This window comes from Aeromonas sp. sif2416 (genome assembly GCF_019218665.1).
GTDB lineage: Bacteria > Pseudomonadota > Gammaproteobacteria > Enterobacterales > Aeromonadaceae > Aeromonas > Aeromonas encheleia.
In genome coordinates, this window is the sequence record NZ_JAHUXC010000002.1 from 230,212 (window position 1) to 255,897 (window position 25,686).

22 protein-coding genes are annotated in these 25,686 nt (G+C 62.7%); 4 read left to right on the forward strand and 18 right to left on the reverse strand.

The annotated features are described in order from the left end of the window. Window positions 1-149 precede the first annotated feature (149 nt). Together KW821_RS04415 and KW821_RS04420 are read right to left on the reverse strand one after the other, a co-directional pair. Complete coding sequence (locus KW821_RS04415; RefSeq protein ID WP_218290564.1) at window positions 150-1,793, reverse strand: hypothetical protein; 1,644 nt, start codon at window positions 1,791-1,793, stop codon at window positions 150-152. Window positions 1,794-2,424: 631 nt separating this feature from the next. Then, the gene (locus KW821_RS04420) at window positions 2,425-4,767 is read right to left on the reverse strand and encodes a hypothetical protein (RefSeq protein WP_218290565.1); all 2,343 of its coding nucleotides are present in this window, start codon (window positions 4,765-4,767) and stop codon (window positions 2,425-2,427) included. Window positions 4,768-5,416: 649 nt separating this feature from the next. Between KW821_RS04420 and KW821_RS04425 the strand changes: the two genes are divergently transcribed. The 4 genes from KW821_RS04425 to nqrE all read left to right on the forward strand — a co-directional run bounded on the left by KW821_RS04425 (window position 5,417) and on the right by nqrE (window position 10,006). After that, window positions 5,417-6,760, forward strand: coding sequence for a sigma-54 dependent transcriptional regulator (locus KW821_RS04425; protein ID WP_232018907.1), 1,344 nt, complete (start codon window positions 5,417-5,419; stop codon window positions 6,758-6,760). 110 nt (window positions 6,761-6,870) lie between these two features. Next, window positions 6,871-8,601, forward strand: a complete 1,731-nt coding sequence (gene recJ, locus KW821_RS04430) for a single-stranded-DNA-specific exonuclease RecJ (protein WP_218290566.1) — start codon at window positions 6,871-6,873, stop codon at window positions 8,599-8,601. Between the two features lie 243 nt (window positions 8,602-8,844). Beyond that, window positions 8,845-9,255 (forward strand): hypothetical protein, encoded by a 411-nt coding sequence (locus KW821_RS04435; RefSeq protein ID WP_256353322.1) that lies wholly within the window; start codon window positions 8,845-8,847, stop codon window positions 9,253-9,255. Window positions 9,256-9,406: 151 nt separating this feature from the next. Beyond that, window positions 9,407-10,006: an NADH:ubiquinone reductase (Na(+)-transporting) subunit E gene (gene nqrE / locus KW821_RS04440; protein WP_042652767.1), complete on the forward strand. Its 600-nt coding sequence runs from the start codon at window positions 9,407-9,409 to the stop codon at window positions 10,004-10,006. 34 nt (window positions 10,007-10,040) lie between these two features. On the opposite strand, the gene KW821_RS04445 is transcribed toward nqrE, so the two are convergent. The 16 genes from KW821_RS04445 to leuS form a co-directional block, all read right to left on the reverse strand. Further along, window positions 10,041-10,553, reverse strand: coding sequence for a GNAT family N-acetyltransferase (locus KW821_RS04445; protein ID WP_218290567.1), 513 nt, complete (start codon window positions 10,551-10,553; stop codon window positions 10,041-10,043). A 184-nt stretch (window positions 10,554-10,737) separates the two neighbouring features. Then, complete coding sequence (gene lipA / locus KW821_RS04450; RefSeq protein WP_042652765.1) at window positions 10,738-11,703, reverse strand: lipoyl synthase; 966 nt, start codon at window positions 11,701-11,703, stop codon at window positions 10,738-10,740. A gap of 85 nt (window positions 11,704-11,788) precedes the next feature. Then, window positions 11,789-12,466: a lipoyl(octanoyl) transferase LipB gene (gene lipB, locus KW821_RS04455; protein WP_218290568.1), complete on the reverse strand. Its 678-nt coding sequence runs from the start codon at window positions 12,464-12,466 to the stop codon at window positions 11,789-11,791. 93 nt (window positions 12,467-12,559) lie between these two features. Beyond that, window positions 12,560-12,823: a DUF493 family protein YbeD gene (ybeD, locus tag KW821_RS04460; RefSeq protein ID WP_042652763.1), complete on the reverse strand. Its 264-nt coding sequence runs from the start codon at window positions 12,821-12,823 to the stop codon at window positions 12,560-12,562. Window positions 12,824-13,102: 279 nt separating this feature from the next. Continuing rightward, complete coding sequence (locus KW821_RS04465) at window positions 13,103-14,350, reverse strand: serine hydrolase (RefSeq protein WP_042652762.1); 1,248 nt, start codon at window positions 14,348-14,350, stop codon at window positions 13,103-13,105. Window positions 14,351-14,527: 177 nt separating this feature from the next. Beyond that, window positions 14,528-15,463 carry a septal ring lytic transglycosylase RlpA family protein gene (locus KW821_RS04470; protein WP_218290569.1) on the reverse strand — a complete coding sequence of 312 codons (936 nt, stop codon included), beginning with the start codon at window positions 15,461-15,463 and terminating at the stop codon, window positions 14,528-14,530. Next, window positions 15,405-16,400 (reverse strand): lytic murein transglycosylase B, encoded by a 996-nt coding sequence (mltB, locus tag KW821_RS04475; RefSeq protein ID WP_371315811.1) that lies wholly within the window; start codon window positions 16,398-16,400, stop codon window positions 15,405-15,407. Before mltB ends, KW821_RS04470 begins: the two co-directional genes overlap by 59 nt. After that, window positions 16,400-16,534 (reverse strand): FtsW/RodA/SpoVE family cell cycle protein, encoded by a 135-nt coding sequence (locus tag KW821_RS04480; protein WP_106887594.1) that lies wholly within the window; start codon window positions 16,532-16,534, stop codon window positions 16,400-16,402. Before KW821_RS04480 ends, mltB begins: the two co-directional genes overlap by 1 nt. Then, window positions 16,534-17,637, reverse strand: coding sequence for a rod shape-determining protein RodA (rodA, locus tag KW821_RS04485; protein ID WP_042652759.1), 1,104 nt, complete (start codon window positions 17,635-17,637; stop codon window positions 16,534-16,536). Before rodA ends, KW821_RS04480 begins: the two co-directional genes overlap by 1 nt. 70 nt (window positions 17,638-17,707) lie before the next feature. Beyond that, window positions 17,708-19,633 carry a penicillin-binding protein 2 gene (gene mrdA / locus KW821_RS04490; protein ID WP_218290570.1) on the reverse strand — a complete coding sequence of 642 codons (1,926 nt, stop codon included), beginning with the start codon at window positions 19,631-19,633 and terminating at the stop codon, window positions 17,708-17,710. A gap of 102 nt (window positions 19,634-19,735) precedes the next feature. Then, a complete protein-coding gene (gene rlmH, locus KW821_RS04495; RefSeq protein ID WP_042652757.1) occupies window positions 19,736-20,203 on the reverse strand; it encodes a 23S rRNA (pseudouridine(1915)-N(3))-methyltransferase RlmH in 468 nt (155 codons plus the stop codon). 39 nt (window positions 20,204-20,242) lie between these two features. Further along, window positions 20,243-20,581 (reverse strand): ribosome silencing factor, encoded by a 339-nt coding sequence (rsfS, locus tag KW821_RS04500; RefSeq protein ID WP_042652756.1) that lies wholly within the window; start codon window positions 20,579-20,581, stop codon window positions 20,243-20,245. A gap of 260 nt (window positions 20,582-20,841) precedes the next feature. Further along, on the reverse strand, window positions 20,842-21,489 hold the full coding sequence (gene nadD, locus KW821_RS04505) for a nicotinate-nucleotide adenylyltransferase (protein ID WP_218290571.1): 648 nt from the start codon (window positions 21,487-21,489) through the stop codon (window positions 20,842-20,844). Beyond that, entirely contained in the window at window positions 21,486-22,517 is a 1,032-nt protein-coding gene (gene holA / locus KW821_RS04510) for a DNA polymerase III subunit delta (protein ID WP_218290572.1), read from the reverse strand. The genes nadD and holA overlap by 4 nt, the downstream gene beginning before the upstream one ends. A gap of 13 nt (window positions 22,518-22,530) precedes the next feature. Continuing rightward, window positions 22,531-23,013: an LPS assembly lipoprotein LptE gene (gene lptE, locus KW821_RS04515; RefSeq protein WP_218290573.1), complete on the reverse strand. Its 483-nt coding sequence runs from the start codon at window positions 23,011-23,013 to the stop codon at window positions 22,531-22,533. A 57-nt stretch (window positions 23,014-23,070) separates the two neighbouring features. After that, window positions 23,071-25,650, reverse strand: a complete 2,580-nt coding sequence (gene leuS, locus KW821_RS04520; RefSeq protein WP_218290574.1) for a leucine--tRNA ligase — start codon at window positions 25,648-25,650, stop codon at window positions 23,071-23,073. Window positions 25,651-25,686 lie beyond the last annotated feature (36 nt).

Here is a 25,686-nt window from a genome sequence, read left to right on the forward strand (position 1 = left end):
CCTGGGAGGCGGCGGGGCAATCCGGCGGCTCGAGCAGATGCCCAGGATGCCGGTCAAGATCGAAGCCTCAGGGGAGAGCGGCGGCCTGCCGCGGCCATGAAAAGGGGCCATATATCATGGCCCCTGTGGTTAAACCTCGTTAGTTCCCGTTAGGGTGAAGGGGTTGGGCAATCCGGACAGGTCGGGCAGAGCGGACAGGTGGCGGTTGCCGAGTCTGTGTCACTGCCAAAGCCTAGCGGTGCTGTCCCCGTGGCGGTCACGGTATCGCTGAAGGCGATGGAGCCCGGGCTCTCCGAGCCAGCGCTGGCGGGCGTGTAGGAACCTGAATAGTCCTTGCAGTCGGCCGCAACCAGGGTGCCTATGTTATGCACATTGCCGCTGGGATCGTCGGTGACGGTGACATTGTTCAGGCTGAGAGGCGGTACGCCGCCCACCCCTGTGGTGTTGCAGACCTGGCCACTGTATTCGACCCTGACCACCAGTTGGTCACCCGTATCCACGACCTTGGTGCTGCAGGCCTTGGTGACGCGGATCCCTGGCTCTCTGTCGACGGTGGGGCAGGCGGCCGTGGTGGCATCGGTGATCGACTGCAGGCCACCATCGCTGGAGGCTGCCTTGACGCTGATGCCGTTGGTCGGCCCGTTACCGGCGGAGTCAAAGCTGCCGGTGTAGTTCTCCGATCCCCCTTTCGGTATTGAATCGAAGTTTGCGACCACGAAGTCATCGCTGGTATCGGCCGGGGTGCCGTTATCGTCGGTGACGACGACGTCATGGATGGTGCCAAAGCCTTCGTTGGTGACTGTGCCCTCGAAGCTGAAGGTAAAGCCGGTTTCAGCACTGTTGATATCACCGCTGGTACAGACTTTGGTGATCTCGACCTTGCACAGCTCGAAGTTATCCAGCACGAAGTCTTTCAGTGCCGCGGTGAAGGAGCTGGAGGAGCGGGTCTCGGCCATGAAGCTGCTGAAGCAGCCGTCGCTGCCCCCCACGATCTGGCTGAGGTTGATCCCCCCCTCGAAGAAGCTCTCGAAGGGGAAGGTTCCCTTGGTGCCACTCTTGGGGGTGTAGTCGCTCCACAGGCCGCTGACACCATTCGCCAGCGTGCTGGCGGGGACGGGCACGTTGCCCGTGTTGGTCAGGGCGCAGGCGAGGTTGGCGCCGCCCTGATTGGCGCAGACGACGTCGTTGGCGCCCGAGCCTTGCAGCCTGAGTCGCAGGTTGGTGGCGGCGCACTGCCCCGGCTGCGGGCTGTTGTTGGCGGCCTTGCTACAGGTCGGGTCCCAGGTCACCACGGCCAGGTAGGGAAACGCGTTGCTCGCCTGCGGGAAGTTGATGAGAACCAGGGTGTCCCCCACTGTGTGTTTACCGCTGAAACTGCCGTTGGGCAGGGCGGTGACCTTCTGTTTGAAGAACCAGAAGCCCATGAAGGCATCACCGGCATTGGCGATGCGATCGGCGCCAAAGTAGAGCAACAGATCGCTATTCTCGTTGTAGGCGGCGGCATAGGCGTGGGTCAGGTCATCCTTGTCGGGGACGGAGCCATCCTTCCAACTCCACTTGTCGATGTCCAGGATGTCTTTATCACCCCCGCCGAAGATGGTTCTGGGGGCTGTGTCCTGGATGATGCCGGTGAACTTGGTGGCTCCTCCGCTGTCGGGCGGGGTGTCCCAGTCATCGCTCATGACGGCACCGGTGTCGATGTTATCCTGCGGATTTGCATCCAGTTCGAACGGCGATTCTGCCGTGGCGGCCATGGTCAGTGCCGGTGCACAGAGCACCAGCAACAGGGCCATGAACTTTAGACCATGCTGCCAACAGCGCGGCCAAAGATTCATTGCTCGGGTATCCATGTTGCATTCCTCTTGCTTGTTGTTGTCCGTGTCGTCCGGCTCTCTTGGGCAGACGGATCGGCGCTGCATTGGTGCAGGCTTCGTTCCAAGATTTCAACCCATTGAAATTAAAATGAAAATGCTTGAGATGGGATGAGGGGAAGCGGGATCGTTGTTAGCGGAATGAAGCGGATTTTCATGCACGTTTGGCGCCGGTGCAGACTGAGCGCAAAAGGGGGTCTGTTGAGGCTGTCTCAGGGATGGAACAGAGGATGACGCCAGTTGGCGTGGTTCGCTGCCGCAGAGGCGGTGAAACTATGTAATTGGTTGATTTTGTTTTGTTTGTATTCATTTCATGAGATCGTCAGCCGTTCGTCCTGTTGTTCCATAAGCGCTAATAGGCTACTCGCTCGGCTAACATTCTTGGCCAGCATGGTTGATCTCACAGTAGCAGGGCGTCTTCAGCGCTCGTGCACCACTGGCGTCCAGCGGGCATAGTGCGGCGAGCATCCCCACGCAGCCGACCCAATAAAAGGGCGACGGCTCAGCCATCGCCCTCGAACCGACCGGTACTCTGGTCGCCATTATCAACTCATTACTCCACTGTCTGGATGGTGACCTCCACTTCGGCCTTGACCTCGTTGTCTTCGTCATCCTTCAAGGTGACCACCAGCGGATCCGGGTTGGTCGCCTGCAGGTTGATGTTGCCAAGATCGGCCAGACCAGGCTCGAGCTCCAGGATGAAGGCGCAGTCATAGTGCGCGCCGGGCAGGATAGTGCCGCCTGCGGTGCAGAGCGAGAAGGGTCCGAAGCCATCGGCGTCGGCCTCATGGGTGCTCACCCCGGGCTCATCGTAGAGGGTGAAGCTGCCCGAGACCCCGTTCCCATCCGCCACATTGACCCCCTTGAAGGTCAAGGCGGTGATGGTCAGGGTGTCTACCCCATTGTTGCTGATGCGGACAAAGCCGGCGGCCTTGAGGGCGAACAGCCTGGTGATGTCGGGTTCCTCATCGGTGAACGCCACAGTGGCATCGTCGCTGTCAGTCACTGTTACATCGTCCTCATCCTTGCCTGAGATGGTGGCCGTGTTGGTGTGACTGTCGCCAGCATTCCCCTGCAGTTCTTTGGATATGGTACAGCTGGCGTTGTGCCCCGGGCTGAGTACGAAGCCGACGAGAGTGGTGGGCGTGATCCCTACCCCGTCCTTCTTATTCACCATGCACAGGTTGGTCAGACTGCCGAATATGTCGTCCTCCAGGGTACTGAAGGTGACATTGTCCACGCCGCCGGCATCGACGGAGAAGGTGAAGGTATAGGCCACGGTGCGAGTCTCGGCGGAATCGCCGGTTTCGAGGACGCTGACGGGCAAGGCATCTTTTAGCAGCGTGATGGTCGACGCCACGTCATTGATGTTGACGGTGGCGCTGTCAGCCGCCGTCGCCTCGTCTCCTTCGTCGTCCAGGGCCTTGGCGGTCGCCTCGTTGGTATGCACATTGCCTTGGTTGCCACCCACAAACTGGGTGAAGCTGCACTCGAATGGAGTGGCCTTGGCCAATACCACGCCGCCGCTGCCCAGGTCGCAGGTGCCCTGTCCATCCAGATCGCCGAATTTGTCGTCCATCAGGCTGGTCAGGGTGAGCGGATCGTCATGATCGCCCGAGGTGTTGGTGACCTTGACGGTGTAGGTCACGTTGGCTCCCGGTTCCAGCACCTCGTCGGTGGAGGCCGTTTTCTCCACCGCTATGGTCGGCGGGAGGTTGGTGATCTCGACCGTTTTCGCCGGGCTGCAGTTGTTACCCGCCGCCTGGAAGCCAGCCGGGCAGGTACTGCCGCTGCCGACCGTGCCGCCATTCTTGTCCTTGAACAGGGCCACTATGTTGTCGACGTACTTCTCGGGGCTCTGATCGTCGGGCAGGTTGCGATCCTTGATATGCAGGGTGAACTGGCAACTGTAAGTGGCGCTGGGCAACACCTCCTTGGTCGTCGAGCCCGCGGCGGGTTTCGCGCAGGTGGTGCTGAGCAGGTAGATGCCGTCCGCAGCCCCGACGCTCTCGATGGATCCCCAGAGGTCCACGCTCTTGTCGTAGGTGCCATCCCCGCCAATGTCTATCTCATCCTTCAGGCTGGCGATATACAGGGAGGCGGCACTCGAGTTGGTAAAGCTCAGGTTGTAGGTGAACACGCCACCCGGCTCGGGCAGGCTGGCGGGGGTGACCGTCTTGGTGATCGCAGCCGGCTCAGGCCTGATGAACACGTTGATGGCGAAACTGTCGCAGTTACACTTGGATTTGGTGCCGGGCACAGCGCCGGGAGGGTTGGTGTCCGCACTGCAACTCAAGGTCTTCGATTGGTCCCAGGCCGCACAGTAGGTGAACAGGGCCCTGTTGGGATCGGTAGGGCTGGGCTGGCAGAGCATGGTGACGGGTTGATTCATGAGGGTGTACGAGTCGGTGCCGTTGGCCTTGGTGATATCGCCACAGGTATCCAGGAAATCGGTGGCTTTCACTTTTGGTTCCAGGTTCACATAGGCCACCTGGCCATTTTCCCCGGCGTCACTCGCCTTGGGCAGCAACAGGCTGCAGTTTGGTGCGCCGCCTTGAAGCTCCATCGGGCTCTTGGTTGTTCTCGGCAGGTAGAAGGTGGTGTCATACCGCACGCTGGCGTTGGTTTTGACGGTCACGTTGGCGTTGAAGGTGAACACCTGGCCGTTGACGCACTCCTGGTTCGGATTGACCGGAACCACTTGCGAGACCTCAATGTCTTTGGCCGTACAGTTGAGGCTTCCGCCGAAGGCGTCAGCCATGCATTTTTCCTGCTCCAGACCCGGGAAGATACCGGCCCAGGCCGGGGTGAGACTGGAGAGTCCCCCCAGCGAGGCCACCCCGAGCAAGGGGATCGCCAGCGATCTGAGCAGGCGATTGTGCGTACTTGGTTTCATAGCATTTTCCTCTTCCTATCCTTTGGTTTTTTGTTCCATTCCATTCGGCCGCGACTGCCTGAACCGAGGGGCTTGACTATGAGCAGAGGGGCGGTCCTATGCCCTGTGCGCGAAATCGTGGATAGGGGGCCACTTTGGTGAGGCTGGCATAGATCGACAGCCCAACCCCGAGAGGGGGAAATAACGTATCCATGTTGCATTCCTTTTGCTTCTTGCTTGTTGTTGTCTGTGTCGTCCGGCTCTGTTGAGCAGCCGGCTCGGCGCAGCATCGGTGCAGGCTTTGTTCCAAGAATTCAATTTATTGAAAAGTAAGGAAAAAGCAGAGGAAGGGGATGAGCGGAGGCAGGAGGGTTGTTAGCGGAATGGAGCGGATTTTCATACCGGCCCGGCGCCGGGGCAGACTGAGCACAAAAGGGGGGCTTTTGACGCTGTCTCAGGGATGGAACAGAGTGGGTCATGTCCCTTGCCTTGGCGGCTGGTTAATTCACTGGCGGTTCAAGGTATGTATTTGATTTTATTTTGTTTATTTTATTTTTTAAGCAAAGGGACTCGCTTTCTCCCCCTGTCTCATCGAGTGGCGTAAGTACGCCATCTATCCAATACTTTGCACATTGTTCAGCCGCCGCGTGGCGAGGTGTATTAGATGGAGATGCGTACGCTACTGTGTGTCAACACGAGTGGGGTGTGGTGCCCTTCGTCACAGGCATCCTCGCTCGGCTGGCGCTTCTGCTCGGCCTCGTCGCCGCAGGAAGCCTTCGGTCACTATGCACAACATGCGCCCAGGGTGGGCCTGGTGCTGCTGAATGAAGGCGCCACCGAGGCGCTGGAGGCGCTCTTTCGCCAGACCTGCGGCACCATGGTCTGGGTGGCGCTTGCCCCCCCTCATCTGCTCGCCCAGCCCAGGATGCAGGAGCTGCTCCTCAACTACTGCTTCGACTATCACAGCCTGCCGGTGGGGGATGAGCGCCTGCTGGCCGTGCTGGGACACGCGTTCGGCATCGCCTGCCTGAGGGGGAGCGTTCACCATCCTTGCCGTCATGGCAAGGAGACGGGGGGGCTGATCGGTGCCAGCCCGGTCATGCAGCAGATCATGAGTCGGGTGGAGCGGCTGGCCAAGGTCGACTCGTCGGTGATCCTGCAAGGGGAGAGCGGCACGGGCAAGGAGCTGGTGGCCCGCCAGATCCACCGCCACTCCCTGCGGGCGGATGGCCCCTTCGTCGCCATCAACTGCGGCGCCATTCCGCCCTCCCTGATCCAGTCAGAACTCTTTGGTCATGAGAAGGGGGCCTTCACCGGCGCCTGTCGGCGTCACATCGGCTGCGTGGAGATGGCGCACCATGGCATCCTGTTTCTCGATGAGATAGGGGATCTCCCCCTGCCGATGCAGGTCAACCTGCTGCGGTTCCTGCAAGAGCGCACCATAGTGCGAGTCGGTGGTGCTGGGCCCATCGAGGTGGACATCAGGGTGATAGCCGCGACCAACAGGGTGCTGGATCAGGAGATGGAGCAGGGACATTTTCGGAGCGACCTCTTCTACCGGCTCTGCGTGCTGGATCTGACGCTGCCCCCCTTGCGTGAGCGGGGGGAGGACATCATGCTGCTTGCCCAGTATTTTCTGACCAAGATGGGCGGCATCTTGAATCCGCGGGTACAGGGGTTCACCGCCGGCGCCATGCGCCAGATGTTGCAATATCACTGGCCTGGCAATGTGCGGGAGCTCAAGAACCGGCTGGAGCGGGCGCTGGTCCTGTGCGAAGGGCAGCGCATCGATCATCAGGATCTGGGGCTGGCCCTGCCGCAGGCAGAGGGAGGCATACGCCCCCTGAACCTGGTCAGGGCCGAGGCGGAGTGCGAGGCCGTGCGCCGGGCCCTGGTGCTCTGTGGCAACAATGTGACCGAGGCCGCCCGTCATCTCGGGATCTCCCGGCTTACCCTCTACCGGGTGCTGGAGCGCTCCACTCCCACTCTGCCGTCCGAGCCCCAGCTCTCCTGAGCAGGGGCGCGAGCCTCCTCGCCGTCCCTGCCGCTATGACCCGCTCGTCTCGGGCGTGTATGATACCGCCTTGCCATCGGCTCACCGTATTAGAAGACAGGATCGAATTCATGCCCCTGCAAATCCGTCGTCGTCCCCGAGTGGATGACGCTCACCTGCCCGATACCCTGCATCCTCTGCTGCGCCAGATCTTCGCCAGTCGCGGAGTCCTGGACTCCGCTCTGCTGGAGCGCAGCGCCAGCCAGCTGCTGCCGCCCCAGCGCCTGTTTGGCATGGAGCAGGCGGTGCCGCTGCTGGCCGCCGCCCTGATTGCCCAGAAGCGCATCCTCATCGTCGGCGACTTCGACTGTGACGGCGCCACCAGCTCGGCCCTGTGCGTGCTGGCGCTGCGGGCCATGGGGGGGAAGAGCATCGACTTTCTGGTGCCCAACCGCTTCGAGTTCGGCTACGGCCTCACCCCGGAGATCGTCGAGCTGGCGGTGGCCCGTGGCGCCGAGTTCCTGATCACCGTGGATAACGGCATCTCCAGCATCGCCGGGGTGGCCGCCGCCAAGGCCGCCGGCATGCAGGTGCTGGTCACCGATCATCACCTGCCGGGTCATGAACTGCCCGTTGCCGATGCGATAGTGAACCCTAACCAGCGTGGCTGCGACTTCCCCTCCAAGTCCCTGGCCGGGGTCGGGGTCGCCTTCTACCTGATGGCGGCGCTCAACACCCATCTGCGGCAGGCCGGCTGGTATGAGCGTCAGGGCATTCGCGCCCCCAATGTGGCGGATTACCTGGATCTGGTGGCGCTCGGCACCGTCGCCGACGTGGTGGCGCTCGATGGCAACAACCGCATCCTGGTCCATCAGGGGCTGCAGCGGATCCGGGCCGGCCGCTGCCGCCCCGGCATCCAGGCGCTGGTGGATGTGTCGGGCCGCGACGGTCGCCGCTTGTGCGCCGCCGATCTCGGCTTCGCGCTGGGCCCCAGGCTCAATGCGGTCGGCCGGCTGGATGACATGTCCCTCGGGGTCGCCTGCCTGCTGTGCGATGACATCAATCTGGCGCGCCAGCTGGCGGCGGAGATGGACAGCCTCAATCAGGAGCGCAAGGAGATAGAGCAGGGCATGCAGCAGGAGGCGCTCGCCACCCTGGAGCAGATCCGTTTTCGCGATGGCGAGGTGCCAAGTGGCATAGTGCTGCACAGAGACGAGTGGCATCAGGGGGTGGTGGGGCTGGTGGCCTCCAAGATCAAGGAGAAGTACTACAGACCCGTAATCGCCTTCGCCGAGAGCAGCGACACCGAGCTCAAGGGCTCCGGGCGCTCCATCCCCGGCGTGCACCTGCGCGATGCGCTGGAGCTGCTCGATACCCGCCATCCCGGTCTGATGGGCAAGTTCGGCGGTCACGCCATGGCGGCGGGGCTGACCCTGCCCAAGGCAAACATAGAGGCGTTCGGCCGGGCGTTTGAAGCCGTCATCGCCGAGCTGGTGACGCCGGAGCTGCTGACCGGGGTGCTGCTCACCGACGGCGAGCTGCTGCCGGACGAGCTGAGCCTGGAGCTGGCGGAGCTGATCCGCGCCTCCGGCCCCTGGGGTCAGGCCTTCCCCGAGCCGCTGTTCGACGGCGAGTTCGTGCTGGTACAGCAGCGGCTGGTGGGGGAGAAGCACCTCAAGATGATGCTGACCACGGACTCGGGCCGCGCGGTGGATGCCATCGCCTTCGGGGTCGATCTCAAGCGCTGGCCCGATGCCTCGGTGAAGCGGGTGAGACTGGTCTATCGGCTCGATGTCAACGAGTGGCGCGGCAACCGCAGCGTCCAGCTGCTGGTGGAGCATCTGGAAGCCGCCGGCGCCTAAGCCTCGTCTCTTCGTGTGCCACGCGAGCCAACGGCCACCCCAGGGTGGCCGTTGGCGCTCTGTATGCTCATATCTTGATGCCAGATTAACCGATAAAAAGGGTGTTAAGCATCAAGCCAAGCTAACCAATGGCAACGAAAGCCCAATAATGGCATGAGTTATGATATATTCGACTCATCTCGTTATTTGCCTTTTCAAGGTGCTGATCTCTTGCCACCCCTCGGCCGATTACCGACAGGGCTGATGGCCCTCGCCGTCGCCTGCCTGCTGTGGCTTGCCGCGTTCGCGGCAGGCGGGGTCGGTGCATCCGGTCAATCGGCAGCGAGCGAGCTGGCTGCCTCGATGCAGCTGCATCAGCCATCTGACTCCGGCCTCGTCGACAGCGTCAGCCTGCTGCCGGGCGGCCAGTGGCGGCTCGGTGTCGAGCAGGGGCGACGGCTGGAGAGTGGCGCCGCCCCTGAGCGTTACCAGATGCTGCTGGCCTGGTTCCAGCACGACATCCTCGGCCTGCTCTGCGGCCTGCTGTTCTTCCTCCCCCTCATCTACCTCAGGCGGCGGCCCGACTACTTCGGCCATCTGCACCAGCGGCGGCTGCTCTGCCATCACCTGCAATTTCGCTTCTGCCACGGCGACTCGCGCCCGGTTTGTCGTTAAGCGCGCGTTCGACCCCACATAGCTCTGATCTGAGTCATCGCAAGATGTCGGCACATGGCCGCTGTGCGTCGGCGCGCGTTGTGATCCCGTCCCCACCGGCATGATGGTCGCCCGGGACGGGCCTTGCCTGCGCAACCTGTGAGCCTGCCCGATGGAATATTATGTAACCCTGTTCATTCATTCGATTTTTGTCGAAAACCTGGCCCTGGCCTTCTTTCTCGGCATGTGTACCTTCCTGGCCGTGTCCAAGAACATCAACACCGCCTTCGGCCTCGGCATGACGGTGCTGGTGGTGATGGTGATCGCCATTCCCCTCAACAACCTGATCTACCGCCATATCCTGCGCCCGGAGAGCACCTTCCTCGGGGAGTTCGATCTCGGCTTTCTCGATTTCATCGTCTATATCGGGGTGCTGGCGGCGCTGGTGCAGGTGATGGAAATGGTGCTCGACAAGCACTTCCCGGCGCTCTATCACGCCCTGGGGATCTACCTGCCGCTCTTGACGGTGCACTGCGCCATCTTCGGCGGTGTGATGTTCATGGCCCAACGGGATTACGATTTTATCGAATCCGTAGTGTATGGGGCGGGTTCCGGGCTGGGCTGGCTGCTGGCCATCGTCGCCATCGCCGGCCTGCGCCAGAAGATGAAGTATTCGGATGTGCCCGAGGGGCTGCGGGGGATAGGCATCACCTTCATCGTGGCCGGCCTGATGTCGCTCGGCTTCATGTCCTTCTCCGGCATCTCGCTCTGAGTCATGCACCCGCTGACGGCCACTTTGCAGGCCGTCAGCCCAGATGCCTGACCATGTTGTAACCCGTGATGCTGAAGCCCAGCTCCTGATAGAGCGCCAGCGCCCGCGGGTTGTCATGGGCCACCCTCAGCTTGATCTGGTGGATGCCCAGCGCCTGCAAGCTGGCCTCCAGTGCCGCCATGGCGGCCTTGCCATAGCCCAGGCCGCGCCGGGACGGCGTCATGTAAAAGTCGCAGATAAAGGTTTCGCCCTGAGCGGTGTCGATGGCGTGCCAGAGGTAGCCGAGTGGCTGGGTATCTATGTCGAGCGCGCCGTCATCGGCCCTCGGCCCGCCTGCGGGCACTATGCAGAGCAGGTGGTGGTTTGGCGTGGCAACCCCCTGGGGCAGGGACTGGTGCAGGCTCTGTTCGGCCTTGTGGCGGGCGGTGGGCAGATCATGACCATGATTGCTGGCGAGATCTTGCGCGTAATCCTCGATGAAGTAGGCGCAATAGACGGGGTAGTGCTGCTCGCTCATGGGGAGCAAACGGACGAGGGGGGTCGGCATCCTGCGGATCACTCAAAGAGAAAATGAGCGGTCACGTTAACCCGCTAAGGGGGAGCAGGGCAAACAGTGTGGCCAAGACTGATGGCAATGGGAGTGATCGAAGAGCACCCATAAAAAAGAGCGCCCCAGGGCGCTCTTTTGTTGATGAAGGAGGGAGGCAGTCTGGCCTCTCTTCCTTGCGAGGTTATTTGACCTCTTCGCCCTTGGCTTGCAGATCCGCATGGTAGGAGGAGCGCACGAAGGGGCCGCAGGCGGCGTGGGAGAAGCCCAGCGCCATGGCGACGTCTTTGAGCTCGTCGAACTCTGCGGGCGGCACGTAGCGCTTCACCGGCAGGTGGTGGCGGCTCGGCTGCAGATACTGGCCCAGGGTCAGCATGTTGACGCCGTGCTCGCGCAGATCGGTGAGCACCTGCACGATTTCCTCGTTGGTCTCGCCCAGACCCATCATGACGCCGGACTTGGTCGGCACATGGGGGTGCATCTCCTTGATGCGGCGCAGCAGCTCCAGCGACCACTTGTAGTCGGCGCCGGGGCGGGCGACGCGGTACATGCGCGGGGCGGTTTCCAGGTTGTGGTTGAACACGTCCGGCGGGGTCTCGCGGAACACCTCCAGCGCCTGCTCCATCCGGCCACGGAAGTCCGGGGTCAGGATCTCGATGCGGGTCTGGGGGCTGTGCTCGCGGATCTGCTTGATGCAGTCGGCGAAGTGCTGGGCACCGCCGTCACGCAGGTCGTCGCGGTCCACCGAGGTGATGACCACGTATTTCAGCCCCATCTCCTTGATGGTGAGCGCCAGCTTGTGCGGCTCGTCGGGATCCAGCGCCAGCGGGCGGCCGTGGGCCACGTCGCAGAAGGGGCAACGACGAGTACAGATGGCACCCATGATCATGAAGGTGGCGGTACCGTGGTTGAAGCACTCCGCCAGGTTGGGGCAGGAGGCTTCCTCACAGACCGAGTGCAGCTTGTTCTTGCGCAGCGTGCTCTTGATGTGCTCGATCTTCTGGCTCGACGGCGGCAGCTTGATCCGCATCCAGTCCGGCTTGCGCAGCACTTCCTCGTTGGGATCCGGCATGAATTTCACCGGGATCAGGGCCATCTTGTCGCCATCGCGCAGCTTGACGCCCGGCTCCATACGAACGGGTTTGCTCATGATTCACTCTCGGTGTTTGTTATTGTCAGGTTGATAGCCGCAAGGGTCATTTTCATACCCTCGTGGCCGCATGCCACGGGCTCGCTCATGGGGCTTCGTCGACATGGCTGATGCTCTGATAACCAATCAGGCTGGCCAGTTCGGCCACCAGAATGGCTTGCGCCTCGGCCACGCTCTGCGGGCCGCCCAGGGCGCTGGTCTGGGTCATGGCCATGCCCGCATAGCCGCACGGATTGATGCGCAGGAAGGGGGTCATGTCCATGTTGATGTTCAGTGCCAGCCCGTGAAACGAGCAACCCTTGCGGATGCGCAGGCCCAGCGAGGCCAGTTTGGCCTCCATGCCCAGCTCGTTCTGCACGTAGACGCCGGGGGCATCGGCCTTGGCATAGGCTTCGATGTCGCTCCTGGCCAGGGTCTTGATGATGGCGGTCTCCAGACAGGTGACCAGCTCCCGTACCGAGAGCTTGCTGCGGCGCACATCCACCAGCACATAGAGCACCAGCTGGCCGGGGCCGTGATAGGTCACCTGGCCGCCGCGATCGCTCTGCACCACCGGGATGTCGCCGGGGGCGAGCAGGTGCTCGGCCTTGCCTGCCTGACCCTGGGTGTAGACGGGATCGTGCTCCACCACCCAGAACTCATCCGGGGTATCGCTGGTGCGACCGTCGGTGAAGGCCTTCATGGCATCCCATACCGGCTGGTAGGGGCGGCGGCCCAGCTGTCTGACTAGCAGCTGTGGCTGAGCGGGGATCTGGGGTGACATCTTTTCCTCACAGGCTGGCGCTTGAGTCGGCACCATGGGTCAGCTCTCGGGGGTGACGCAAAATCAATCGCCCCTGGCGGGGCGAGAGAGAAATTACAGTACGTATTTCACCAGCTCGATCTTGCCAAGGGCGTGGTACATGGCTTCGATGTGCTCTTTGCTCTGGGCGGTGACCGTCACTCGAACCGAGTGATACTTGCCCTTGGAGCTGGGTTGGACAACGGGACTGTAAGTACCGGGGGCGTGCTGCTGCAGCACTTCCACCACCTGGTCCGGCAGGGTCGGGTCGGCAATGCCGAGCACCTTGAACGGGAACTTGCAGGGGAACTCCAGCAGTTCATCAAACTTGGTATTCATTTACTCACCTTTTGGCGTCGTCGTGAAACGACTTCATCTTTAATCTTGTGTGGCCTGGTGGCCGATGGCCCATCGGGGCCGCCAGTACGAGTCAATATGGGCACGGCCCACGCCGGGATCAAGGCCCGGGCTGGTCGACAAGACATGGAGATGCTGCTTTTTACCACAAATCGACAGTCGGCGGAACCTGCAGTTTGCAGGGGTATTCGCTGGTTGAACCAGCCAATAACAGAGCGGCGCCATAAGCGCCGCTATCATGTCACTATTTTTCGCTGTGGCTTACTTGAACCAGCTGGAGACCAGCATCACCAGGTAATCCCACAGGCGGCTCATCAGCCCGCCTTCCTGCACTTCTTCCAGGGCGACCAGCGGGACCTGCTTGATCTCCTTGTCGCCTTGCTTCAGGTAGACGGTACCGACCCGTTGGCCCTTGGCCAGCGGTGCCTTCAGCTCGCTCTCGAGCTGGAAGTCGGCTTTCAGGTTGTTGCCTTGACCGCGGGTGACCAGCACGGATACGTCCTTGTCGACGCCGAGTTTCACTTCAGACTTGTCGCCCATCCAGATCTTCTGGGTGACCAGCTCGGTGCCGGCCTTGTAGGGGGTCAGGCTCTGGAAGAAACGGAAGCCGTAGGTCAGCAGCTTCTTGCTCTCGGCGGCGCGGGAGCCTTCGCTGCTGGCACCCAGCACCACGGCGATCAGGCGCATGCCTTCGTTGTTGGTGGCGGAGGAGACCAGGTTGTAGCCGACCTGGCTGACGTGGCCGGTCTTGATGCCATCCACTTGCAGGGATTGATCCCACAGCAGGCGGTTGCGGTTGTGCTGGGTGATGCCGTTGAACACGAACGACTTCTGGGAGTAGATCTTGTACTCCTCCGGCAGATCGCGGATCAGGGCCTGACCCAGGCGTGCCATGTCGTGGGCGGTACTGTAGTGGCCTTCCGCATCCAGACCGTGCGGGTTCTTGAACTGGCTATCGTTCATGCCGAGCTTGGCGGACCAGGAGTTCATCAGGCTGGCGAAGGAGTCGGTGCTGCCGGCCAGGAATTCGGCCATGGCGACGCAGGCGTCGTTGCCGGACTGGATGATGATGCCCTTGTTCAGATCATCGACCGAGACCTGCTTGCCCACCTCGATGAACATCTTGGAGGAGTCGGAGTAGTTCTTGGACCAGGCGTTCTGGCTGATGGTCACCATGTCGGTGCGCTTGATGTTCCCCTTCAGCAGCTCCTGGCCGATGATGTAGGAGGTCATCATCTTGGTCAGACTGGCGGGCGGCAGACGCTCTTCGGCGTTCTGCTCGGCCAGCACCTGACCCGAGTAGTAGTCGATCAGAATATGGGCCTTGGCGGAGATCTCAGGCGCGGCGGGAACGACCATGGGGGCGGCGTTTGGCGTCGGCAGGCCGGCCTGGGGGACGTCTCTGGTCGGTACTGGCTGGTTGGCGTCCGGCGTCGGCACCGGCTGGTTGGCCTGAGCGGTGGCGCTTAACAGGGAGGCCAGAATAACGGAACGGGCAAATTTGGACATCTTGGAATTCCTGGAGCCTGGATGGGTTGTACCCAAGTTAAAAAAAGCGGGTTTCACTATACCAGATGCGCTCGCCGGTCATAGCCCGGCATGCGATCTTGAACGGGTTTTTATCCATAACCCGTGCCGTCACGCCGGGATACGACGTGACGGCGCGGGCCATGGTGGCGCCGATGATCAGGGGACGATGAAGGCCTGCTCCAGCCCCCCCTGCCGGATCTGCTCCAGCAAGGTGCTCTGCTGATCGGCCGCGACCGGCCCCAGCAGCACGCGGAAGAGGGCGTCGTGCGCCACCACCTGGTAGGGCACGCCATAGCGCTGGGTCATCACCTTGCCCAGGGCCTCGGCCCTGGGTTGGGAGCCACTGGCCAGCACCTGGATCATCTTGCCCTGGCCGCTGGCGGCCTTGGGGGCAGAGAGGGTGCTGGTCGCCGTGGCGGCGGGCTTGGCGGGGGCTTCGGCCTGAGCGGTGGCCGAGGGAGCCGCAGGCTGGGGATCTCCCAGGAAGGCGCCCTGCTCGGCGGGCGCCGCCGGCTGCAGGGGCTGCATCGGCGTCATGGGCACCATCTCGACCATCTGATCCGGCCTGTCGTTGATGAGATCCAGTCGAACTCGCGCCTCACCCCCTTCTATCATCCCCAGCTGCTGGGCGGCGGCATGGGAGAGATCGATGAGGCGATCGCTGTCGAACGGGCCGCGATCGTTGACCCGCACTATGGTCTCCAGCCCGTTGTCCAGGTTGGTGACCCGCACATAGCTTGGCAGCGGCAGGTTGCGGTGGGCGGCGCTGAACAGCTTGCTGTCCAGCACGTCGCCGTTGGCGGTCTTGTTGCCATCGAGCTCCAGCGCCAGCCAGCTGGCGGTGCCTTCTTCTTGATAGTTCTTGATGTCGCGCCACACCTCGTACTTCTGCTTGCCGATCCAGTAGTCCCGGTTGCCGCTGGCGCTCATGGGTTCGGGGCGCGGGATGGCGCCGGTCGCCTGCGGGATCTCGATCACCGGCGGTTTTTCCTGCGAGGCGGGTTCCTGGGGCAGGGGCTGCTCCGGCTGGCTGCTACAGGCGGCCAGCAACAAGCTCAGGCTGAGCGGGAGAAGTTTGTGGCTGTAATGCATACGCTTCCTGGATTGCTTGACTGAGTTGATGCACCGCCATCGCATACAGAGGGCTGCGGTTATAGCGGGTGATCACATAAAAATTGTGGCGCGCGACCCAGTATTCCGGTCCGTCGGCCTGTTCCAACGCCAGCAGTTTGACCGGCGTGTCCGGTGCCAGCGGGGTGGCGAGCTCGATGCCCGCCGCGGCCAGCTCGGCCCACTGCTGCCTGAGCTCGGGCTCGGGCCGAAGCAGGGTACCTACTGGAGCCAGTCCGATCAAGGCGGGTTCGACGGCCGACTCCCCCCAGCGCCAGCGATGCTGGGCAAAATAGTTGGCCACGCTGCCGATGGCATCCACCGGGTTGGCAAACAGATCCCGCTTGCCATCCCCGTCAAAGTCCACCGCGTAGTGGCGGTAGCTGGACGGCATGAACTGGCCCATGCCCATGGCGCCGGCATAGGAGCCCTTGAGGCGGGTGAGCGGCCACTTCTCCTCTTTGGCCAGCAGCACCAGCTGGGCAAACTCCTTGGCGAAGAACTCCTCGCGCGCTGGGTAGTGAAAGCCCAGGGTGTAGAGGCTGTCGAGCACCGAGTGGCGGCCCATCTGGCGGCCATAGAAGGTCTCGATGCCGATGATGGCGACGATGAGGGCGGCGGGCACTCGATAGGTCTGCTCGGCCCGCGCCAGCACCTCGGCGTGACACTGCCAGAAGTCGACCCCGTTGCGGATCCTGTCCTCGGTCACGAACAGCGGGCGGTAGCGGTGCCAGGGCTTGGCCTCCCAGGGCCGGCCTATGGTATCGAGGATCTCCTGGCGCAACTGCGCCTGGGCGGCGGCGGCCTGCAGCTCGGCCAGCGGCACGGCTTGCTGCTCTGCCAGCCGCTCCAGTCGCTCGGACTCCGGGGCTGCACTCGTCGTCAGCGCCCAGCAGCAGAGCATCCAGCCCCATCTCATCAGGCGAGCAGCCTTCTATGGGTCTGAATGGACATCAAGATGCCGAAGCCGGCCATCAGGGTCACCATGGAGGTGCCGCCGTAGCTCACCAGCGGCAGGGGGCCTCCACGACAGGCAGAATATATCCACCTCATCAGGCCAGTAGCCTTCTATGGGTCTGAATGGACATCAAGATGCCGAAGCCGGCCATCAGGGTCACCATGGAAGTGCCGCCGTAGCTCACCAGCGGCAGGGGCACCCCCACCACCGGCAATATGCCGCTCACCATGCCCATGTTGACGAACACATAGACGAAGAAGGTGAGGGTCAGGGCGCCGCCGAGCAGGCGCTCGAAGCTGTTCTGGGCCTGCATGGAGATGAACAGGCAGCGGCTGATGATGTACAGATAGATCACCAGCAGCAGGGCCACGCCCACCAGGCCGAACTCCTCGCTGAACACCGCGAAGATGAAGTCGGTATGGCGCTCCGGCAGAAACTCCAGCTGGGACTGGGTGCCCTGCAGCCAGCCTTTGCCGAACACGCCGCCGGAGCCGATCGCTATTTTGGACTGGATGATGTGGTAGCCACGGCCGAGGGGATCCTTCTCCGGATCCAGCAGCATCAGCACCCGCTGGCGCTGATAGTCGTGCATCAGGAAGAACCAGAGCACCGGCATGAAGGCGGCGATGAGCAGCACCGCCAGGCCGATCAGCCACCAGCTGATCCCCGCCAGGAAGATGACGAAGAAGCCGGAGGCCGCCACCAGGATGGAGGTGCCGAGATCGGGCTGGGCCGCGATCAGCAGGGTCGGCAGCAGCACCATCACCAGGGCGATCAGCACATGGCTGAACTTGGGGGGCAGGGAGTGCCGGCTGAGCCAGGCGGCCACCATGATGGGCATGGAGAGCTTCATCACCTCGGAGGGCTGGAACTTCATGAAGCCGAGATCCAGCCAGCGCTGGGCCCCCTTGCCGATGTGGCCGAACACATCCACAGCGATGAGCAGCAGCACTACCACGACGAACAGCGGCACCGACCAGCGCGCATAGAGGGAGGGCGGCAGCTGGGCCAGGCCGATCATCAGGCCGAAGGCGAGGCCGCCGCGCACCAGCTGGCGCACTATGGAGTCGAGATCCTGGCCCGAGGCGGAGTAGAGCACCACCATGGAGAGGGTCATCAGCGCCAGCAGGCCGAGCAGCAACGGCAGGTCGATGTGCAGTCGGTACCAGAGGCTCTGTTGGCGAGCGGAGTTACTCATGATGGGAGAAGCCCTCGTGCTGCATGGATGGCCTGGGGTGGCAAGATGCTCTGCTGGTGTGCGGAGTTACTCATTGGGGGACGGCCTCGCTCTGATCCGGGCTAAGGGTGGGCGGCTTGCTGGGGGCGGGCGGCAGCTGGGGCTCCGGCGGCAGCAGGTAGGCATCCAGCATGTGACGGGCGACAGGCGCGCCCATGGAGCTACCACCACCGGCGTTCTCCAGCACCAGGGCGACCACCGCCTTGGGCGCCTCGAATGGCGCGAATGCGACGAACAGCGCGTTGTCGCGGTGCTCCACCTTGGTGGTGGCCGCGTTGTAGACCTGGTTCTCTTTCAGGCCCACCACCTGGGCGGTACCGGACTTGCCCGCCGCCTTGTAGGGGGTGTTGGCGAAGGCGCGACGGCCGGTGCCCTCATGGCCGTTGATGACGCGCCACATGCCGTCCTTGGCCACCTGCCAGTAGGTGTCGCTCTTGGCGGCGATGGCCACGTTCGGGTTGATGGGGGCGTTGACCACCCCGTCCGCCGAGGCGGTGCTCTTGAGCAGGTGCGGCGTCACGTCGTGACCGTTCTGGGTCAGTATGCTGATCGCCTTGGCCAGCTGGATCGGGGTGGAGCTCCAGTAGCCCTGGCCGATGCCGATGGAGATGGTGTCCCCCTGATACCAGGGCTGACGCCAGCGTGCCATCTTCCAGTCACGGGACGGCATGACGCCCTTGGTCTCCTCGTACAGATCGACGCCGCTGTACTGACCGAAGCCGAACTTGGTCATGTAGGCGTGGATCTTGTCGATGCCGACCCGGTAGGCGAGATCGTAGAAATAGGTATCCGCCGACACCTCGATGGCGCGGTAGACATCGAGCCAGCCATGGCCCCAACGGCGCCAGTCGCGGAACTTCTTGGTGGTGCCCGGGATGGAGAAGCTGGGGCCGCCGAAGTAACGGTAGTTGGGAGTGATGGCCCCCTCGTTCAGCCCCATCACCGCCATCATGGGTTTGACGGTGGAGGCGGGGGCATAGATGCCCTGAGTGGTGCGGTTCACTAGCGGGCGGGCAGGATCGTTGAGCAGCGCCGAATAGTTGGTGTTGGAGATGCCGGTCACGAACAGGTTGGGGTCGTAGCTCGGGCTCGACTCCATGGCCAGGATGGCGCCGGTGTTGGGATCCATCATGACGATGGCGCCCCGGCGACCGGCCAGCAGCTCCTGCGCCTTCAGTTGCAGGCGGATGTCGATGTTGAGGTAGATGTCCTTGCCGGGCTCGGGGGGCTGGAACTTGAGGGTGCGCACCACCCGGCCGCGGTTGTTGACCTCGACCTCCTGATAGCCCGCCACGCCGTGCAGCTGATCCTCGTAGAACTTCTCCACCCCCTGCTTGCCGATGTCTTTGGTGGCGGCATAGTTGGCGAGTTTTTCCTCTTTATCGAGGCGCTCCACGTCGCGGGTGTTGATCTTGGCCACATAGCCGAGCGCATGGGTCAGGGTATCGCCAAACGGATAGTAACGCTTGAGATAGGCCTCGATGCTGGCGCCCGGGTAGTTGTGCTGGTTGACCGAGAAAAGGGCGACCTGATACTCGGTCAGCTTCTCGAACAGGGGGACCGGCTTGAAGCGGCGCTGACGCTTGACCTCCGCCAGGAACTTTTCCTTGGTCCCCTCCGGCAGCGCCAGCAGGGTGATCAGCTCGTCGGCGGTCTTCTCCAGATCGCCGGTCTCTTCGGGCACGATTTCCAGGCTGTAGACAGGGCGGTTCTCCGCCAGCAGCACGCCGTTGGCGTCATAGATGAGGCCCCGTGGCGGCGCCACCGGTACCACCCGGATGCGGTTGTCGTTGGAACGGGTCTGATAGGTGTCGTAAGACTCTACTTGCAGGTAGTAGAGGTTCCCCAGCAGCACCAGCATGAGGATGACCATGCCGATGTAGGCGACCAGGGTGCGCCGGAAGAACAGCCGTCCCTCGGCACTGTGATCGCGCATCTCGATGCGATTCTTCAGCATGCCGTTACCTTATGGCCGATGAAGGGCAGCGACTGAAACCCGATGGGGCCGCTCCCTGTGACATGAATGAACATGGGGGGTGATGGACCAGAGACTCATGGCTCACTCCCTGTGATACGGATGATTGGTGGTGATGCTCCAGGCGCGATAGAGGCTCTCGGCCACCAGCACCCGCACCAGCGGATGGGGCAGGGTCAGCGGTGACAGCGACCAGCTCTGCTCGGCGGCGGCCTTGCACTCGGGGGAGAGACCCTCGGGCCCCCCCACCAGCAGTGCCACGTCGCGACCATCCAGCTTCCAGGCTTCCAGCGAAGCGGCGAGCTGCTCAGTGGTCCAGGGTTTGCCCGGGATGTCCAGGGTCACGAGGCGGGAGCGGCCGGCGGCGGCCAGCATGGCTTCCCCCTCCTTCTGCAGGATGCGGGGAATGTCGGCATTCTTGCCGCGTTTGCCTGCGCCTATCTCGACCAACTCGAATGGCATGTCTTTCGGGAAACGGCGACGGTACTCTTCGAAGCCACGCTCTACCCAGGCGGGCATCTTGGTGCCCACCGCAATCAACTGGATCTTCATCTTTTATTACACTTGCACCCTTTGTTACGCCTGCACACTCTATTGCGTTGGCACTTGGGCGCCGCCCCAGAGTTTTTCCAGTTGGTAGAAGTCGCGGTATTCGTCCTGCATCACGTGCACTATGACGACCCCCAGGTCTACCAGCGCCCATTCACCGGTGAGCTGGCCTTCCACGCTGAGCAGCGCGATCCCGGCGTGGCGGGCCTCGCTGGCCAGATGGTGGGCGATAGAGCTGACATGGCGACTGGAGTTGCCGGAGCAGATGATCATGGTGTCCGTGATGCTGGATTTGCCGCGTACATCCAGGGTGATGATGTCGCGACCTTTCATGTCATCGATCTTGTCGACGATAAAGGCGAGTAATTCTTGGCCTTGCAATGTCTTCTCCTATCTTCCGGCGCGCTTGTACAGCATGAGGGCGGCGGATTATATCATGGTCATTCCCGTTTCCCAGCTTGGTAAAGGGCAAGGAAGCCGGGGTCACGCCGACGGGCGGGGCCCTTGTTGATCACTATAGTGCGCAACCGGGCCAGACAATAGTCAGCCCGATGCCGGCTGCGCCTCAGGGTGTCGGCTCCGGAGCCAGGTGCCCGAGTGCGGGATTGTGGCATGGGCATGGCGACTCCTGTCTACGACATTCAGGGGGCGGGCTGGTAGAGCCCTTGCTGCCGTATGTAGCTGGCCACCGAGGCCGGCAACAGGTATCTGGGATCCTGACCCGCGGCCAGCAGGGCCCGCAGCCGGGTGGCCGACAGTTCTATGGGCAGGTTGTCCGCCAGCCAGATGTGGCCGTGGCGGTGGCGGTGCAGATCCGACAACTGCCTGCTCTGGTGGCGGGCCAGCAGACTGGCCACCTCGGCCGGGTAGTCAGGTTGCCAGCCCGGGCGCATGCTCACCACCAGGTGGGCATAGTCGAGCAGCTCCCGCCAGCGATGCCAGCCCGGCAGGCCGAGCAAGGAGTCCATCCCCATCAGGAAGCAGAGCGGGGTGTCCGGCAGCTCCCGTCGCAGTTCGATCAGCGTCTCTATGGTGTAGGAGGGGCTGTCTCGCCTGAGCTCCCGCTCATCCACCACGAAGCCCGGGGTCTCCGCCGCCGCCAGCCTGACCATGGCGAGGCGTTGCTCGCTGGTGCAGAACGGACTGGCTCTGTGGGGCGGGATATGGTTCGGCACCAGGCGCACCTCGGCCAGCCCGAGCGTGCCCTGGGCCTCGATGGCGGGTCTCAGATGGCCGATGTGGATGGGATCGAAGGTGCCGCCCAGGATGCCTATAGGCGCCTTCATCATGCTGAAGGCTCCAGCAGGGGCAGCGGCGCGCCATCGCGAAAACCGAGCGCCAGGGTCTGCAGCATCAGCCAGGCCCGCTCGGTATCGAAGCGGCGCTGGGCGTCGTCCAGCTGGGCCATCAGCTGCCACAGCTGCTGCAGCTTGGTGAAGGGCAGCCGGGTCAGGGCCTGCTGGATCAGCTGCTGGCGACTCTGCCAGATGCGCAACCGGGAGAAGTGCTCCACCAGCGGCTGACCGGCGCGGGCGGCCAGCGCCAGCTCGGTGAGCTGCTCCAGCTCGCGGCACAGGGCCCAGGCCAGCATGCCGGGCTCGGTGCCTTCGGCCCGCAGCGCCAGCAGGATGCGCTGGGCCCGGTTCACCTTGCCCTCCAGCAGGGTATCGATGAGCTGGAACGGCGTGAAATGGGCGTGACGTATGATGGTCTCTTGCAGATAGGCGACGCTGATGGGTTGGGGCGGCGCCAGCAGGGTCAGCTTCTCTATCTCCTGGCTCGCGGCCAGCAGGTTGCCCTCATAGGCGTGGCACATGAAGTTGATGGCGTCCGGCAGAGCCTTGAGGCCGAAACGCTGAAAACGAGCGCTCATCCAGCGTGGGAAGAAGCGGGGCTCGGGGTGGTTGACCGGCACATAGGTGCCGTTCTGGCTCAGCTTGTCGAACCAGGCTGCTTTCATCTGGGTCTGGTTGAGGCGATTGCCGCTCAGTACCAGCAGCAGGTCGGGATGCAGCTGCTTGCCGATCTCGGTGATGCGGGCGGCGAGATCCTTGTCGACCTTGGCGGGCAGTTCCAGCTCGATGATCTGGCGGGCCGAGAACAGGCTCATGGCCTGGCAGGCATCGTAGACCTGATTCCAGTCCAGCCCGGCTTCGACCACGAAGCTGTGGCGTTCATCGAAACCCTGCTTGCCGGCCACCTGCCGGATGGCGTCGATGGCCTCCAGCTTGAGCAGCGGCTCGTCACCAAAAACGAGATAGCAGGGCTTGAGCCCTGCTTTGAGATGGTCCGCAAACTGCTCGGGGTAGACTCTCATCAAGATACTCGCATCAGAACTTGACCTGGCTGAGCTGGCGGATCACCAGGTTCGCGGCCTGCTCCTGCATCTCCTTGCCGAGCTGCTCCTGCTCGCGAGACGAGGCGAGCGCCGCGTCCGGCTTGTTCAGGAAGCTGCGGTTGAAGGTGATGGGGAAGACCTGGGTCGGCTTGCCCGGCACTGTGATGCTGAACTGGGTGCTGTAACCCAGCAGGTACTCACGCTCCTGACCGATGGAGTCGACGGAGGCAACCTGACTGCTGCTGCGAACGCCTGCCAGGGTCAGCACCGGGATGCCTTCCTTGTCCGCCAGGGTCACTCCTGAGGCCTTGAGGCGGGTGGTCACCAGCCGGTAGAAATCGCTCTTGTTGTCACCGACCACCTTCATGGTCATCAGCTCGGGGGGGATAGCGGTGCCCCGCATCTGAAAACCGCAGGCCTGCAGCAGCAGGCCCGTCAGCGCGATGGCAATCCAGCGAGTAAGGGACATGCCCATGTGAATTCCTCTTTGAATGGCTGGAACGACGGCGGGCACCAGCCCGCCGCCGGATCATCAGTTGGCGACGATGTTGAGCAGCTTGCCCGGTACGTAGACCACCTTGCGCACGGTCAGGCCTTCGGTGAACTTCTGCACCGAGGCATCGGCCATGGCCAGCTTCTCGACTTCGGCCTGGCTGATCTCGGCCGGCACTGTCAGCTTGCCGCGCATCTTGCCGTTGATCTGCACCACCACCAGCTTCTCGGTCTCGACCATGGCGCTCTCGTCGGCCACCGGCCAGCTGGCTACGTCGATGTCCCCTTCTTTGCCCAGCATCTTCCACAGCTCGAAGCCGATGTGCGGGGTGATGGGGTAGAGCATGACCACGACCGCTTCCAGCGCTTCCTGCATCAGGGCGCGATCCTGCTCGCCGGTATCCAGCTTGGAGAGATTGTTCATCAGCTCCATGATGGCGGCGATGGCGGTGTTGAAGGTCTGGCGACGGCCCACATCATCGCTCACCTTGGCGATGGTCTTGTGCAGCTCGCGGCGCACCGCTTTCTGATCGCCGGTCAGGGCGGCCAGGTTCAGCGCGGGGGCGGCACCTGCACTGACGTGCTCGAAGGTCAGGCGCCACAGGCGACGCAGGAAGCGCTGGGCCCCTTCGACGCCGGAGTCGGACCACTCCAGGGTCATGTCGGCCGGGGAGGCGAACATCATGAACAGGCGCACGGTATCGGCGCCGTAACGCTCCACCATCAGTTGGGGATCGATGCCGTTGTTCTTGGACTTGGACATCTTGGTCATGCCGGAGTGGATCACCTCACGGCCCTCAAGGTCGGTGGCCTTGGTGATGCGACCCTTGTCGTCACGCGCCACCTTGACCTCGGTCGGGCTGACCCAGACGTTGCCGCCCTTCTCGTCCTTGTAGTAGAAGGCGTCGGCCAGCACCATGCCCTGGCAGAGCAGGCGCTTGAACGGCTCGTCGCTGTTGACCAGACCGGCGTCGCGCAGCAGCTTGTGGAAGAAGCGGGCGTAGAGCAGGTGCATACAGGCGTGCTCGATGCCGCCTATGTACTGATCCACCGGCAGCCAGTGGTTGGCGGCCGCGGGATCCAGCATGCCCTTGTCGTAGTCCGGGGAGCAGTAGCGGGCGTAATACCAGGAGGACTCCATAAAGGTGTCAAAGGTATCGGTCTCGCGGAACGCTTCCTGGCCGTTATAGGTGGTCTTGGCCCAGGCGGCATCGGCCTTGATCGGGCTCTGGATGCCATCCATCACCACATCTTCCGGCAGCAGCACCGGCAGTTGATCCTCCGGGGTCGGCACTACGGTGCCGTCGGCCAGGGTCAACATGGGGATGGGGGCGCCCCAGTAGCGCTGACGGGAGACGCCCCAGTCGCGCAGGCGGAAGTTGACGGTGCGCTTGCCCTTGCCGATCGCTTCCAGCTTGGTGGCGATGGCATCGAAGGCGGCCTGGAACTCGAGGCCGTCGAACTCGCCGGAGTTGAACAGCACACCCTTGTCGGTATAGGCGGCGGCAGCAACGTCCGGCACCTCACCCTCGGCGGGCTTGATGACGGCCTTGATCTCGAGGCCGTACTTGGTGGCGAACTCATGGTCGCGCAGATCGTGGCCGGGGACCGCCATCACGGCGCCGGTGCCATAGTTCATCAGCACGAAGTTGGCGACCCAGACCGGCACCTTGCGGCCATCCAGCGGGTGAATGGCGTAGAGGCCGGTGGCCATGCCCTTCTTCTCCATGGTCGCCATCTCAGCCTCGGCCACCTTGGTGTGCTTGCACTCCTCGATGAAGACGGCCAGCTCTGGATTGGTCGCGGCAGCCTGGGTGGCCAGCGGGTGACCGGCGGCGATGCCCACATAGGTCACGCCCATGAAGGTATCAGGACGGGTGGTGTAGACCTCGAGGTCGCCATCCTGATCGGCTATCTGGAAGTGGATGTTGACCCCTTCGGAGCGGCCAATCCAGTTGCGCTGCATGGTCTTGACCATCTCTGGCCAGCCGTCCAGGTTGTCGATGTCGTTGAGCAGCTCTTCGGCATAGTCGGTGATCTTGATGAACCACTGGGGGATCTCTTTCTGCTCCACCGGGGTGTCACAGCGCCAGCAGCAGTTGTCGATCACCTGCTCGTTGGCCAGCACCGTCATGTCGTTCGGGCACCAGTTGACGGAGGAGGTCTTCTTGTAGACCAGGCCCTTCTCGTGGAGCTTGGTGAAGAACCACTGCTCCCAGCGGTAGTAGTCCGGCTTGCAGGTCGCCAGCTCGCGATCCCAGTCGTAGCCGAGCCCCAGCATCTTGAGCTGGTTCTTCATGTATTCGATGTTTTCGTAGGTCCAGGGCGCCGGTGCCGTGTTGTTCTTGATGGCGGCGTTTTCTGCCGGCAGACCGAAGGCATCCCAGCCGATGGGTTGCAGCACGTTCTTGCCATTGAGCCGTTGATAACGGGAGATCACATCACCTATGGTGTAGTTACGCACGTGCCCCATGTGTAGACGACCAGACGGATAGGGGAACATGGAGAGGCAGTAGAACTTCTCTTTGTCTACTTTCTCCACGGCCTTGAAGGTTTTCTTGGCATCCCAGTGCTGTTGCACTGCTGGTTCTATGGATTGGGGAACGTATTGCTCTTGCATTGGTGACATCCGGATCTGTGAAATGAATAGATAAAT

Excerpts from the sequence above, each read along its gene's own strand:
- KW821_RS04415 (WP_218290564.1), bottom strand. The coding sequence starts at position 1,793 with ATGGCCCTGTTGCTGGTGCTCTGTGCACCGGCACTGACCATGGCCGCC.
- KW821_RS04420 (WP_218290565.1), bottom strand. The coding sequence starts at position 4,767 with ATGAAACCAAGTACGCACAATCGCCTGCTCAGATCGCTGGCGATCCCC.
- KW821_RS04425 (WP_232018907.1), top strand. The coding sequence starts at position 5,417 with ATGCGTACGCTACTGTGTGTCAACACGAGTGGGGTGTGGTGCCCTTCG.
- recJ (WP_218290566.1), top strand. The coding sequence starts at position 6,871 with ATGCCCCTGCAAATCCGTCGTCGTCCCCGAGTGGATGACGCTCACCTG.
- KW821_RS04435 (WP_256353322.1), top strand. The coding sequence starts at position 8,845 with ATGGCCCTCGCCGTCGCCTGCCTGCTGTGGCTTGCCGCGTTCGCGGCA.
- nqrE (WP_042652767.1), top strand. The coding sequence starts at position 9,407 with ATGGAATATTATGTAACCCTGTTCATTCATTCGATTTTTGTCGAAAAC.
- KW821_RS04445 (WP_218290567.1), bottom strand. The coding sequence starts at position 10,553 with ATGCCGACCCCCCTCGTCCGTTTGCTCCCCATGAGCGAGCAGCACTAC.
- lipA (WP_042652765.1), bottom strand. The coding sequence starts at position 11,703 with ATGAGCAAACCCGTTCGTATGGAGCCGGGCGTCAAGCTGCGCGATGGC.
- lipB (WP_218290568.1), bottom strand. The coding sequence starts at position 12,466 with ATGTCACCCCAGATCCCCGCTCAGCCACAGCTGCTAGTCAGACAGCTG.
- ybeD (WP_042652763.1), bottom strand. The coding sequence starts at position 12,823 with ATGAATACCAAGTTTGATGAACTGCTGGAGTTCCCCTGCAAGTTCCCG.
- KW821_RS04465 (WP_042652762.1), bottom strand. The coding sequence starts at position 14,350 with ATGTCCAAATTTGCCCGTTCCGTTATTCTGGCCTCCCTGTTAAGCGCC.
- KW821_RS04470 (WP_218290569.1), bottom strand. The coding sequence starts at position 15,463 with ATGCATTACAGCCACAAACTTCTCCCGCTCAGCCTGAGCTTGTTGCTG.
- mltB (WP_371315811.1), bottom strand. The coding sequence starts at position 16,400 with ATGAGATGGGGCTGGATGCTCTGCTGCTGGGCGCTGACGACGAGTGCA.
- KW821_RS04480 (WP_106887594.1), bottom strand. The coding sequence starts at position 16,534 with ATGAGGTGGATATATTCTGCCTGTCGTGGAGGCCCCCTGCCGCTGGTG.
- rodA (WP_042652759.1), bottom strand. The coding sequence starts at position 17,637 with ATGAGTAACTCCGCTCGCCAACAGAGCCTCTGGTACCGACTGCACATC.
- mrdA (WP_218290570.1), bottom strand. The coding sequence starts at position 19,633 with ATGCTGAAGAATCGCATCGAGATGCGCGATCACAGTGCCGAGGGACGG.
- rlmH (WP_042652757.1), bottom strand. The coding sequence starts at position 20,203 with ATGAAGATCCAGTTGATTGCGGTGGGCACCAAGATGCCCGCCTGGGTA.
- nadD (WP_218290571.1), bottom strand. The coding sequence starts at position 21,489 with ATGATGAAGGCGCCTATAGGCATCCTGGGCGGCACCTTCGATCCCATC.
- holA (WP_218290572.1), bottom strand. The coding sequence starts at position 22,517 with ATGAGAGTCTACCCCGAGCAGTTTGCGGACCATCTCAAAGCAGGGCTC.
- lptE (WP_218290573.1), bottom strand. The coding sequence starts at position 23,013 with ATGGGCATGTCCCTTACTCGCTGGATTGCCATCGCGCTGACGGGCCTG.
- leuS (WP_218290574.1), bottom strand. The coding sequence starts at position 25,650 with ATGCAAGAGCAATACGTTCCCCAATCCATAGAACCAGCAGTGCAACAG.